General features: G+C 55.6%; 10 protein-coding genes. 5 read left to right on the top strand and 5 right to left on the bottom strand.

Features of this window, described 5'->3' with window-relative positions:
* Positions 1-47 precede the first annotated feature (47 nt).
* The gene (gene htpG, locus ACE38U_RS04550) at positions 48-1,922 is read left to right on the top strand and encodes a molecular chaperone HtpG (protein ID WP_375529251.1); all 1,875 of its coding nucleotides are present in this window, start codon (positions 48-50) and stop codon (positions 1,920-1,922) included.
* Positions 1,923-2,076: 154 nt separating this feature from the next.
* Here the strand turns inward: htpG and ACE38U_RS04545 are convergent, their stop codons facing one another.
* On the bottom strand, positions 2,077-2,427 hold the full coding sequence (locus ACE38U_RS04545; RefSeq protein WP_038480222.1) for a hypothetical protein: 351 nt from the start codon (positions 2,425-2,427) through the stop codon (positions 2,077-2,079).
* Between the two features lie 400 nt (positions 2,428-2,827).
* Here ACE38U_RS04545 and adk point away from each other — a divergent pair, with 400 nt between their 5' ends.
* The 3 genes from adk (at position 2,828) to ACE38U_RS04530 (ending at position 6,084) form a co-directional block, all read left to right on the top strand.
* The gene (gene adk, locus ACE38U_RS04540) at positions 2,828-3,472 is read left to right on the top strand and encodes an adenylate kinase (protein WP_038480225.1); all 645 of its coding nucleotides are present in this window, start codon (positions 2,828-2,830) and stop codon (positions 3,470-3,472) included.
* A gap of 280 nt (positions 3,473-3,752) precedes the next feature.
* Positions 3,753-4,715: a ferrochelatase gene (gene hemH / locus ACE38U_RS04535; RefSeq protein WP_375529250.1), complete on the top strand. Its 963-nt coding sequence runs from the start codon at positions 3,753-3,755 to the stop codon at positions 4,713-4,715.
* Positions 4,716-4,779: 64 nt separating this feature from the next.
* Positions 4,780-6,084: an inosine/guanosine kinase gene (locus ACE38U_RS04530; RefSeq protein ID WP_038480230.1), complete on the top strand. Its 1,305-nt coding sequence runs from the start codon at positions 4,780-4,782 to the stop codon at positions 6,082-6,084.
* Positions 6,085-6,156: 72 nt separating this feature from the next.
* Here the strand turns inward: ACE38U_RS04530 and ybaL are convergent, their stop codons facing one another.
* Positions 6,157-7,833 (bottom strand): YbaL family putative K(+) efflux transporter, encoded by a 1,677-nt coding sequence (ybaL, locus tag ACE38U_RS04525; protein ID WP_038480233.1) that lies wholly within the window; start codon positions 7,831-7,833, stop codon positions 6,157-6,159.
* Positions 7,834-8,050: 217 nt separating this feature from the next.
* On the bottom strand, positions 8,051-9,268 hold the full coding sequence (locus ACE38U_RS04520; RefSeq protein ID WP_038480236.1) for an MFS transporter: 1,218 nt from the start codon (positions 9,266-9,268) through the stop codon (positions 8,051-8,053).
* A gap of 188 nt (positions 9,269-9,456) precedes the next feature.
* On the opposite strand from ACE38U_RS04520, the gene ushA reads away from it, so the two are divergent.
* Positions 9,457-11,109, top strand: a complete 1,653-nt coding sequence (ushA, locus tag ACE38U_RS04515) for a bifunctional UDP-sugar hydrolase/5'-nucleotidase UshA (RefSeq protein ID WP_375529249.1) — start codon at positions 9,457-9,459, stop codon at positions 11,107-11,109.
* A 3-nt stretch (positions 11,110-11,112) separates the two neighbouring features.
* On the opposite strand, the gene ybaK is transcribed toward ushA, so the two are convergent.
* Together ybaK and ACE38U_RS04505 are read right to left on the bottom strand one after the other, a co-directional pair.
* Positions 11,113-11,592: a Cys-tRNA(Pro)/Cys-tRNA(Cys) deacylase YbaK gene (gene ybaK / locus ACE38U_RS04510; RefSeq protein ID WP_038480242.1), complete on the bottom strand. Its 480-nt coding sequence runs from the start codon at positions 11,590-11,592 to the stop codon at positions 11,113-11,115.
* 208 nt (positions 11,593-11,800) lie between these two features.
* A complete protein-coding gene (locus ACE38U_RS04505; protein ID WP_038480245.1) occupies positions 11,801-12,601 on the bottom strand; it encodes a TraB/GumN family protein in 801 nt (266 codons plus the stop codon).
* Positions 12,602-12,652 lie beyond the last annotated feature (51 nt).

Genomic DNA, 12,652 nt, shown 5'->3' with positions numbered 1-12,652 from the left:
TCAACGTTTTCTTCATCCCGTATGATTTTGTTGAGGTATCCATGACCATGAAAGGACAAGAGACCCGCGGTTTTCAGTCAGAGGTAAAACAGCTTCTGCACCTGATGATCCACTCTCTGTATTCAAACAAAGAAATCTTCCTGCGTGAGCTGATCTCCAACGCCTCTGATGCGGCAGACAAGCTGCGCTTTCGCGCGCTGTCGAACGCCAGCCTTTATGAAGGCGACGGTGAGCTGCGCGTTCGCGTCTCTTTTGACAAAGAGAATCGCACCCTGACCATCGCCGATAACGGCATCGGTATGACCCGAGATGAGGTCATTGATCATCTGGGTACCATCGCTAAATCCGGCACCAAAGCTTTCCTCGAGTCCATGGGCTCCGATCAGGCGAAAGACAGCCAGCTGATTGGTCAGTTTGGCGTTGGCTTCTACTCTGCGTTTATCGTGGCTGACAAAGTTACCGTTCGCACTCGCGCCGCCGGTGCCAGCGCGGATCAGGGCGTGTTCTGGGAATCTGAAGGCGCGGGTGAATACACCGTGGCCGACATTGATAAAGCCGATCGCGGCACCGAAATCACGCTGCACCTGCGCGAAGGCGAAGATGAATTCCTGGACGACTGGCGCGTTCGCTCCGTCATCAGTAAGTATTCCGACCATATCGCACTGCCGGTTGAGATTGAACAGCGTGAAGAGAAAGACGGCGAAACCGTTATCAGCTGGGAAAAAATCAACAAGGCTCAGGCGCTGTGGACCCGCAGCAAGTCTGAAGTCAGCGAAGACGAATACAAAGAGTTCTACAAGCATATCGCCCACGATTTTACCGATCCTATTTCCTGGAGCCATAACCGTGTAGAAGGCAAGCAGGAGTACACCAGCCTGCTGTACATCCCTTCACAGGCACCGTGGGATATGTGGAACCGCGACCATAAACACGGGCTGAAACTCTACGTACAGCGCGTGTTCATCATGGACGACGCGGAGCAGTTCATGCCGAACTACCTGCGCTTTGTTCGCGGCCTGATAGATTCTAACGACCTGCCGCTGAACGTTTCCCGTGAAATCCTGCAGGACAGCCGCGTGACCCAGAACCTGCGTAGCGCGCTGACCAAACGCGTGCTGCAGATGCTGGATAAGCTGGCGAAAGACGATGCCGAGAAGTACCAGACCTTCTGGAAAAACTTCGGCCTCGTGCTGAAAGAAGGCCCGGCGGAAGATAACGCGAACCAGGAAGCTATCGCTAAGCTGCTGCGCTTCGCGACCACGCACACGGATTCTTCAGCCCAGACCGTGTCGCTGGAAGAGTACGTCTCCCGCATGAAAGAAGGCCAGGAGAAGATCTACTACATCACCGCAGACAGCTACGCGGCGGCGAAGAGCAGCCCGCATCTGGAACTGCTGCGTAAGAAAGGCATCGAGGTTCTGCTGCTTTCCGACCGCATCGATGAGTGGATGATGAGCTACCTGACCGAGTTCGACGGCAAAGCGTTCCAGTCTGTGAGCAAAACCGACGAATCGCTGGATAAGCTGACGGACGAAGAGACCGAAGAAGCGAAAGAGGCCGAGAAAGCCCTGGAGCCGTTCGTGGACCGCGTGAAAACCCTGCTGGGCGAGCGCGTGAAGGAAGTGCGCCTGACTCACCGCCTGACCGATACGCCGGCGATCGTGACCACCGACAGCAACGACATGAGCACCCAGATGGCGAAACTGTTTGCCGCTGCGGGCCAGGAAGTGCCGGACGTGAAGTACATCTTCGAGCTTAACCCGGAGCATGCGCTGGTGAAACGCGCGGCGGATACGCAGGACGACGCTCAGTTCGGCGAGTGGGTCGAGCTGCTGCTGGACCAGGCGCTGTTAGCCGAGCGTGGTCAGCTGGAAGATCCTAACCAGTTCATCCGCCGTATGAACCAATTGCTGGTTTCTTAAGTCGGGTTGAAAGACTGACAAAAACCACCTGCACAGGCAGGTGGTTTTTTTTCGCTTAAATTTGGGGGCATGGTAATCACCTTAAAAATAAATGATATAAAAGTAAGGTTATTTTACTGCCGTCATGCGAGTGTCTGATATTGAATTTCAGCTATTACAGCCACTTTATTTTGCTTTCCCAGCCTTTAAGTTCCATGCACTGATTAAACAACCGATCGCGGCTTTCGCTATTCACGTCCATCACATAGCTTTCTATTTCAGGCTTTTTTACCGCCCTGGTTTTCTCGCCGTCACAATCATCTTTTTTGGTACAGGCTTCATAGTAAGTGGTGTACTTAGTCCGTTGTGCAACCTCGTTCCTCACCGGGAAAGCCTGCTGGGACTGGGTTTCACAGGCTGCACGGGCGCTGGTGTATTCCTGCGCGTTACTGCGAGTTTTTACCCACTGTGATGTGCATCCGCTGAGCAGCAAACAACAGATGAGGGGGAGTAAAGTCTTATTCATGGCGGGCGCTCTTCCTCTTAGCAAAATAGATCTCCTGATTAACAGCCTGACGCCATACAGAATCGGCAGGAGTGTTGGGCGTCATTATAATTGCTGTATATAAACGTAATCTATATAGCGCACCCTTTTCAGGAAGTCTGGCAGTTCATAAACCAGCAGACGAAGACCTAATTTATCCCTGGTGATACAGGGGATAAGTAAGCTGCTGTAAAAATAAAAACGCTGTTTGGCTGAAGCGATTCTGACTTCGGCCGCAGCAAAAAATGGGTCGAGATCCGGACGGAATCCAGGCCCGGAGCCTCAGCCTGAGTGCCTCCCTTCCTTGTGATGATACCGCCTTTAGTGGTATGGTTTTGGCCTCAAATTCGATTGAATAATTAAACGTATGGGGAATTACGCAATGCGTATCATTCTGCTCGGCGCGCCGGGCGCAGGTAAAGGGACTCAGGCTCAGTTCATCATGGAGAAATACGGCATTCCGCAAATCTCCACCGGTGATATGCTGCGTGCCGCGGTCAAATCTGGTTCAGAACTGGGTAAACAGGCCAAAGACATCATGGATGCTGGCAAGCTGGTGACCGATGAGCTGGTTATCGCCCTGGTTAAAGAACGCATTGCGCAGGAAGACTGCCGTAACGGTTTCCTGCTGGACGGTTTCCCACGCACTATCCCGCAGGCTGACGCCATGAAAGAAGCGGGCATCAAAGTTGACTTCGTGCTGGAGTTCGACGTTCCGGACGAGCTGATCGTTGACCGTATCGTGGGTCGCCGCGTACACGCTGCTTCCGGCCGCGTTTACCACATCAAATTCAACCCACCTAAGGTTGAAGGCAAAGATGACGTGACCGGCGAAGAGCTGAGCACCCGTAAAGACGATCAGGAAGAAACCGTGCGTAAACGTCTGGTGGAATACCATCAGATGACCGCGCCGCTGATCGGCTACTACTCTAAAGAAGCGCAGGCGGGTAACACCCAATACGCTAAAGTCGACGGCACTCAGGCCGTGGCTGACGTTCGCGCAGAGCTGGAAAAAATCCTCGGATAATTTCCAGCCGCGACAATCAATACCAGGGCATGCCCTGGTCATATTGATGACAAACAGCCGAAAACGTGGTTTTCGACTGTTTGGGGTAAATCAGAGAACATCATTCATTGTTTTTATAAGATCGGTGTTCAGATTTTTCAGGGCAATGGACTTTGTCAGAAGTGAGTACCAGGGCATGCCCTGGTATTTTTTTGCCCTCATTTTCCCCTTTTGCTGTAATCGGTTCTCGTTTCGCTCTTTTACGTTACAATTGACGGCAATTTATAGATAAGGGGTGGGAATGAATCAGGAAAAAATTGGCATCTTACTGGCTAACCTTGGCACGCCGAGCGCCCCGACTCCGGCGGCGGTCAACCGCTATCTGCGTCAGTTCCTGAGCGATAAGCGCGTGGTGGATACGCCTCGCCTGCTGTGGTGGCCTTTGCTGCGCGGCGTCATTCTGCCGCTGCGTTCGCCGCGCGTCGCCAAACTCTACCAGTCCATCTGGATGGAAGAGGGCTCGCCGCTGATGGTTTACAGCCGTCGGCAGGAGAAAGCGCTGGCGCAGCAGCTGCCGGACACGCCGGTTGCGCTGGGGATGAGCTACGGCGAACCGTCGCTGAAAAGCGCCGTTGAGGAGCTGCTGGCGCAGAACGTGACGCACATTGTGGTGCTGCCGCTTTACCCTCAGTTTTCCTGCTCTACCGTTGCGGCGGTATGGGACGAACTGGGGCGGATCTTCGCCGATTATCGCAGCCTGCCTTCTATCTCCCTGATTCGTGACTATGCGACCGATCCCGCGTACATCAACGCGCTGGCGGCCTCGGTTAAACGCTCTTTTGCCGAACACGGCGAGCCGGACGTGCTGCTGCTTTCCTATCACGGCATTCCGCAGCGCTACGCGAACGAAGGCGATGATTACCCGCAGCGCTGTCGTGACACCACCCGTGAGCTGCTGAGCGCCCTTGAGCTGCCGCCGGAAAAAGTGATGATGACCTACCAGTCACGCTTTGGCCGCGAACCGTGGCTGATGCCGTACACCGACGAAACGCTGAAAATGCTGGCCGAAAAGGGCGTGAAGCATATTCAGGTGATGTGCCCCGGTTTCTCCGCCGACTGCCTGGAAACCCTCGAAGAGATGGCGGTGCAGAACCGGGAAGTGTTTATCGAAGCGGGCGGGACGAAGTACGAGTACATCCCGGCGCTGAACGACGATCCGGCCCATATCGCAATGATGGTCAATCTGGTGGATCGGTATCGCTAAATAGAATCCTGAGGCGGGGAATGTTACTATTCTCCGCCTTATTATTCAGCCCCGTAACGACACCATGAAATTTCCCGGTAAACGCAAATCCAAACACTACTTCCCCGTCAACGCCCGCGATCCGCTCCTGCAGCAAACTCAGCCTGAAGCCGAAAGCGGCGCTTCCTGGGTGGTCGGCATCGATCAAACGCTGGTCGACATTGAGGCCAAAGTGGACGACGAATTTGTACAGCGCTACGGGCTGAGCTTCGGTCATTCCCTGGTGATTGAGGATGATGTGGCCGACGCGCTCTACAAAGAACTGGTCGACAGCAACCTGATTACCCACCAGTTTGCCGGGGGCACCATCGGCAATACCATGCACAACTACTCTGTGCTGGCCGATGACCGCTCGGTGCTGCTCGGCGTGATGTGCCGCAATGTCGAAATTGGCAGCTACGCCTACCGCTATCTCTGCAACACCTCCAGCCGGACCGATCTTAACTACCTGCAGGGCGTTGACGGCGCGATTGGCCGCTGCTTTACGCTGATTGGCGACCAGGGTGAGCGTACGTTCGCCATCAGCCCTGGCCACATGAACCAGCTGCGCGCTGAAAGCATTCCTGAAGAGGTGATTGCCGGGGCGTCCGCACTGGTGCTGACTTCTTATCTGGTGCGCTGCAAGCCGGGCGAGCCGATGCCGGACGCCACCATGCAGGCCATTGCCTGGGCGAAGAAACACAACGTGCCGGTGGTTCTGACCCTGGGCACTAAATACGTGATTGCCGAGAACCCGGCCTGGTGGCAGGCCTTCCTGCGCGAACACGTTTCTATCCTGGCGATGAACGAAGAAGAAGGCGAGGCGCTAACCGGCGAAAGCGATCCGCTGCTGGCCGCCGACAAGGCGCTGGACTGGGTTGACCTGGTACTGTGCACCGCCGGGCCGGTCGGGCTTTATATGGCGGGCTACACGGAAGAAACCGCGAAACGTAATACCCAACATCCTCTGTTGCCGGGGGCTATTGCGGAATTTAACCAGTACGAATTTAGCCGCGCGATGCGCCTGAAAGATTGTGCTGAACCGCTGCGTATCTACTCCCACATCGCTCCTTACATGGGCGGCCCGGAGAAGATAATGAACACCAACGGGGCGGGTGACGGCGCGCTTGCGGCGCTGCTGCATGATATTACCGCGAACAACTATCACCGCAGCAACGTGCCGAACTCCAGCAAGCACAAACTGACCTGGCTGACCTATTCCTCGCTGGCGCAGGTGTGCAAATACGCTAACCGCGTTAGCTATCAGGTGTTGAATCAGCATTCTCCACGCCTGACGCGCGGCCTGCCCGAGCGGGAAGACAGTCTCGAAGAATCTTACTGGGAACGTTAAGCAGCAGAGCAGAGCCTGAAGAAGGCTCTGTTTTTTGAAGCGGGCAGGCGCTAAACCTGCCCTATAAGCGTACTAACCTGTCACCACTTCCTGAGCCACCGGCGGCACCAGCAGCCCCAGCATGGTATTGGCAATCTCTCTTTCTCCCATCACGACCTGATTAGCCCCACGTTCGGTGATGTAATCGACTTCGTCGTCATAGTGGGCACGGGCGATGATTTCGATATCCGGGCATTTTGCTCTGGCCGTCGCGACGATTTCACCCGCCTCGTAGCCGTTAGGGATAGTCAGCAGCAGCCAGCGCGCGCAGTCCAGATGCGCCAGATTCATGATCTCTTCGTTAGCGGCATTGCCCAGCACGGTACGGATGCCTCGCTCGCGCAGCTCATCCACGCGGCTGCGGGAGGTTTCAATCACCACCAGCGGCACGCCTTCGGCCAGCAGCTTCTCGCCCAGCAGGCTGCCGACGCGGCCATAGCCCACCAGCAGCGCGTGGTTGCAGATATCCACCGGGATTTGCTTCTCTTCTTCGATAGCCTCTTCCAGCGTCTGCTCGTCCAGCGTTTCGGTTTTTTCGAGGTAGCGCTCAAGAATGGCGAACAGAATCGGGTTCAGCATAATCGACAGGATTGCGCCCGCCAGCACTAAATTCTGCCCCGTTTGTGGCAGCAGGTTCAGCGCCATGCCGAGGCCTGCCAGAATAAACGCAAATTCACCGATCTGCGCGAGGCTGGTGGCGATGGTCAGCGCGGTACGCTGGGAGTGGCCGAACATGCGTACCAGCAGGAACGCCGCCAGTGATTTACCAAAGATGATGATAGCCAGCGTGCCCAGCACCGCCAGCGGCTCCTGAATCAGGATCAGCGGGTCAAACAGCATCCCAACGGAAACAAAGAACAGCACCGCAAAGGCGTCGCGCAGCGGCAGCGTGTCGTGCGCCGCACGGTGGCTTAGCTCGGACTCATTCAGCACCATACCGGCAAAGAAGGCCCCCAGCGCAAAGGAGACGTCAAACAGCTCCACCGCACCAAAGGCGATACCGAGCGCCAGCGCGAGGACGGAAAGGGTAAACAGCTCGCGGGAGCCGGTGGCGGCGCTGCGTGCCAGAATCCACGGCACAAGGCGACGGCCTACCAGCATCATCAGGGCGATAAAGGCGGCGACCTTACCGATGGTGATAGCCATATCCAGGCTTAGGGAAGCCAGGCCAACGTCGCCTTTTTCCAGCATCCCGGCCACCGCCGGCAGCAGCACCAGCGTCAGCACCATCACCAGATCTTCTACAATCAGCCAGCCAATGGCAATCTGCCCTCGCTGGGTATCGATTAACTGCCTCTCTTCAAGCGCCCGCAGCAGCACGACTGTACTTGCCGTCGACAAACACAGCCCGAAGACGATGCCGGTCATCAATGACCAGCCCATCAGCCAGGAAAGCGCCATGCCCAGCAGCGTTGCAACGCCAATCTGCGCGATCGCACCGGGGATGGCGATGGCCTTTACCGCCATCAAGTCCTTCAATGAAAAATGCAGCCCGACGCCGAACATCAGCAGAATCACGCCTAATTCCGCCAGCTCGGGGGCAAGTTTGGTATCAGCAACAAAACCTGGAGTAAAAGGTCCCGCCAGCACGCCGGCTAATAAATAGCCCACCAGCGGAGATATGCGCAGCTTGTTAGCCAGCATACCGAGTAAAAAAGCGAGCACGAGACCACCAACAATGGTGGTGATAAGCGGTGTGGCGTGATGCATTCCGTCTCCTTTGGTTGGCCGATGTTCCAAAACGTTCTGTTACACAGTTTATGACAATTTCCTTATCGGCGTTTATGAATAATTGTTGAATTTTGAATAAAAGGCGCATTTCGATAAAAAAAAGGCTCTGAGTAGCATTTAACTCAGTTATGTGGGGCAGCAACCAGGAGGGTATGGGGGTGGGAAGCGGCCAAAGCAATACTTTGGCCGCTAAAACCTACGCTTTATGGCGGTTATCGGGTAGGAATATTGTCATAATACCGAGGAGCGGCAGGAAGGCACATATTTTGTAGACCAATTCGATACTGGTATGGTCGGCAATAAGCCCAAGCACCGCGGCACCCAGGCCACCCATTCCAAAGGCAAATCCGAAAAACAGCCCGGAAACCATGCCGATACGGCCAGGAAGCAGCTCCTGGGCGTACACCAAAATTGCCGAAAAAGCCGAGGCCAGAATAAAGCCAATGATCACCGTCAGCACGCCGGTCCAGTAAAGCGACGCATAGGGTAAAACAAGGGTAAATGGCGCGACGCCGAGGATTGAGCCCCAAATCACGTATTTTCTCCCAATTTTATCCCCTAATGGCCCGCCGATAACCGTCCCCGCCGCGACGGCAAACAGGAAGGCGAACAGGTGAATCTGGGCGTTTTGTACCGATAATCCGAATTTTTGCATCAGGTAGAAAGTGAAGTAGCTGCTGATGCTCGCCATATAGAAGTATTTAGAGAAGATCAGCAGCAGCAAAACAGAGACCGCCAGGATAACTTTGTTGCGCGGCAGCGGGTTGACCACCGGCACGGCAGGGCGGCTTTTCGCGATTTTGTGCTGAGCGGAATACCAGCGGCTGATTTGCAGCAGGACGACAATTGCCAGCAGCGCTGCCAGCACGAACCACGCCACGTTACCTTTACCGTAAGGCGCAATAATGACTGCCGCCAGCAATGGCCCCAGAGAGCTGCCGAAGTTGCCGCCCACCTGGAACAGCGACTGCGCCAGCCCGTGACGGCCGCCGGACGCCATACGCGCCACGCGCGAGGACTCAGGGTGGAATACCGACGAGCCGGTGCCCACTAAGGCCGCAGCTACCAGAACCGCCGGGAAGCTGCCCGCCAGCGCCAGCAGCACCAGGCCGCAAAGGGTAAAACACATGCCAATCGGCAGCGACCACGGCATCGGGTATTTGTCGGTGTAGTAGCCCACCAGCGGCTGCAGCAGCGATGAAGAGAGCTGGAAGGTCAGGGTTATCATCCCGATTTGCATAAAACTCAGGGAAAACTCGGCCTGTAGCAGAGGGTAGATAGCCAGAATCAGCGATTGAATCATGTCATTAAGCAGATGGGAAAGGCTTATAGCGCCGAGGATCCCAAATGCGGTGCGCGCTTTTTTTTGCTCCGGGGGCGTGCCCGGCTGCGTGAGGGTTTGAGAGCTTGCCATAATTACCTGTACGAACGGTTATTGTTTTTAGAGCGGGCGACGCAGGAAATCGCCCGGAAGAAATTCTTACCCTGCTAACATACTCGTGCGGGGGATTTGAAGAAAGTCGCATTTCGGAAAAGTTAGTTGTCTATCCTGGCCGCTATCTGGTATTCCTGCGCAGTTACATTTTGACATGGAGATGGACAATGCGTTTTGCTACTAAAACAATAACCACGGCGCTGCTGGTGGCATTGAGCTTAACCAGCGCTTCCGCGCTGGCCTGGGAAAAAGACAAGACCTACAAAATTACGATTCTTCATACCAACGATCATCATGGCCACTTCTGGCGCAATGAGTACTCGGAATACGGCCTGGCGGCGCAAAAAACGCTGGTAGACAGCGTGCGTAAAGAGGTTGCAGCCGAAGGCGGCAGCGTGCTGCTGCTGTCGGGCGGTGATATCAACACCGGCGTGCCGGAATCAGACCTGCAGGATGCCGAGCCGGACTTCCGCGGCATGAGCCTGATTGGCTATGACGCGATGGCCGTCGGCAACCACGAATTCGACAACCCGCTCTCCGTCCTGCGCCAGCAGGAAAAATGGGCGAAGTTCCCGCTGCTGTCCGCCAATATTTACCAGAAAAGCACCGGCGAGCGCCTGTTTAAGCCCTATGCGATTTTTAAACCCCAGGGCATCAAGGTGGCGGTTATCGGCCTGACCACCGACGACACGGCAAAAATCGGTAACCCGGAATACTTCACCGACATCGAATTCCGCCAGCCTGCGGAGGAAGCCAAACTGGTGATTCAGGAGCTGCAGGGCACCGAAAAACCTGACGTGATTATCGCCGCAACCCATATGGGCCATTACGATAATGGCAACCACGGCTCGAATGCGCCGGGCGATGTCGAAATGGCCAGAAGCCTGCCTGCCGGGGCGCTAACGATGATTGTGGGTGGTCACTCACAGGATCCGGTCTGCATGGCGCAGGAAAACCAGAAGCAGAAGGATTATATGCCGGGCACGCCTTGCGCGCCGGACAGACAAAACGGCACCTGGATTGTGCAGGCGCACGAGTGGGGGAAATACGTCGGACGGGCGGACTTTGAGTTCCGCAACGGCGAGATGAAGCTGGTGCACTATCAGCTGATCCCTATCAACCTGAAAAAGAAAATCACCTACGACAACGGGCAAAGTGAGCGCGTACTCTACACGCCTGAAATCGCTGAAAACCAGCAGATGCTTTCCCTGCTGACGCCGTTCCAGAACAAAGGCCAGGCCGCGCTGAAGGTCAAAGTAGGCAGCGTGAACGGGCATCTGGAAGGGGACCGCAGCAAGGTGCGTTTCGTACAAACTAACCTGGCGCGCGTACTGCTGGCGGCACAGATGGCGCGAACCAACGCTGACTTTGCGGTGATGAGCGGCGGCGGCGTGCGTGATTCCATTGAAGCCGGGGATATTACCTATAAAGACGTGCTTAAGGTGCAGCCGTTCGGCAACACCGTGGCCTACATCGATATGAGTGGCAAAGACGTTGAGGCGTATCTGACGGCGGTGGCGCAGAAAACGCCGGACTCCGGCGCCTATCCGCAGTTCTCAAACGTGAGCTTCACCTCAACCGGCGGCAAGCTCAGCAATCTGAAAATCAAAGACCAGCCGATTGACCCGGCGAAAACCTACCGCATGGCGACGCTGAGCTTCAACGGCACCGGCGGCGACGGTTACCCGGAAATCGATAAAAAGCCGGGTTACGTCAACACCGGCTTTGTCGATGCGGAAGTCCTGAAACAGTACATCGAGCAGAACTCTCCGCTGGACGTAAATGCTTACCAACCTAAGGGTGAGGTGAGCTGGAACTAAGCGTTAATCGCGGCGGGCGATATCAGCGAAGCTGGCATCCAGCAGCTTTGCCAGGTCGTTTGCCGCGAGTTCGATATCCAGCCCGCGCTTGCCGCCGGAAATGTAGATGCTGGCAAACTCTTGTGCCGGAGCATCAATCACCGTCGGTAAGCGCTTTTTCTGCCCGAGAGGGCTGATGCCGCCGACCAGATAGCCGGTGATCCGCTGCGCGACCATCGGGTCCGCCATTTCAACCTTCTTCACGCCCAGCGCCTTCGCGACCTTTTTCAGGTCAAGCTGCCCGGCAACCGGCGTCACCGCCACGGCCAGGTGTTTCATATCGCCATTCAGCGCCACCAGCAGCGTTTTATAAACCTGGTCAGCGTTCAGCCCCAGCTTGCGAACCACTTCGTCACCAAAGTTGGTTTCCAGCGGATCGTGCTCATAGGCATGAATTTGAAAGCTGATTTTGTTCTTTTCGAGGAGTTTTACCGCGGGAGTCATGGTTTCCTTCTTTATTCGTTGTTTTGAAAACGCACAAAATAGTAATCGTAGTGATATACTTGACGAGTAATATAGCGCTACACAATAGTGATGGCGTAAACCATCACATTGAGCGACAATTCAGCTTCGGTTGCTTCGGCAGCCGGGATAAACAGAATAATAAATGAAATTCCTCTTTGACGGGCCAATAGAAATATTGGCCATTTTTTTACCCTTTTTTCAGCATTTCCGGCAGGTTACCTTCGCCGTAAAGGTGCAGCGCGCCGACCGCAACCACGTAGCGTCCGGCGGGCAACTGCTGCAGAAACGCTTGCCACTGGCGGTTTCGCTGATGCATTAATACGTCATAAAGCGCATCGCCGAAGGTGTTGGGTAGAGCAATATTGCCCTGCTGCGGCGGCGTTTCCAGCCACCAGCCGATCATAATTTGCAGCAGGCGGGCGTTGGTGTGCCAGTGCTCCAGCGTGTCGTTCAGCAGCGGCATCCCACCCTCAGGCAGCCCCTTCAGTAACTCGATTTGGCTTTGCGCACCTTCAAGCTCGGTGACCGGCACGTTATAGCGCTGCGCGGCTTCCAGGAGCTGATAGTCAATGCCGTAGTCAGGGCGGAGACCAAGCCGCTGCGCCTGGTGTGCCTGTAAAATCAGCGCCACCTGCCAGGCCGGCTGGCGTTCAAGGCTGCTTAGCGAGATACCCAGTTCGCTGCAAAGGCTCAGCACCTGCTGGTAATCGTCCGGTGCCATACGCGCTTCCAGCTCGATGTCCTCCGCGATTTCACTGAACGGCGAATCACCGGTGCGGATATCCGCTTCGACAATCAGGGCATCTGCCTCACGCAGCTTTTTCACCAGCCGCGAGGAAAGCGGAGCCATGTCGCGCGTGCCCATATGAATGCTGCCCACGAGGTGCAGATAGCGCTTGCCGGGGAGCGTGATATCAAGGGCAGGCCAGGGATAAGTGGAGGCCGTCAGACTGGAAAGCAGTGAGCTAAGACGTTGGAACAAACCCATATCGCGATTCCCTGGCTAAAAAGCCATGCTAACGCCCTGGGCTGGAAGGGG

Origin of the sequence: Cedecea selenatireducens, from assembly GCF_042138895.1 — a bacterium.
Taxonomy (GTDB): Bacteria; Pseudomonadota; Gammaproteobacteria; order Enterobacterales; family Enterobacteriaceae; genus Cedecea; species Cedecea selenatireducens.
This window is presented reverse-complemented; position numbering and strand designations above follow the sequence as displayed.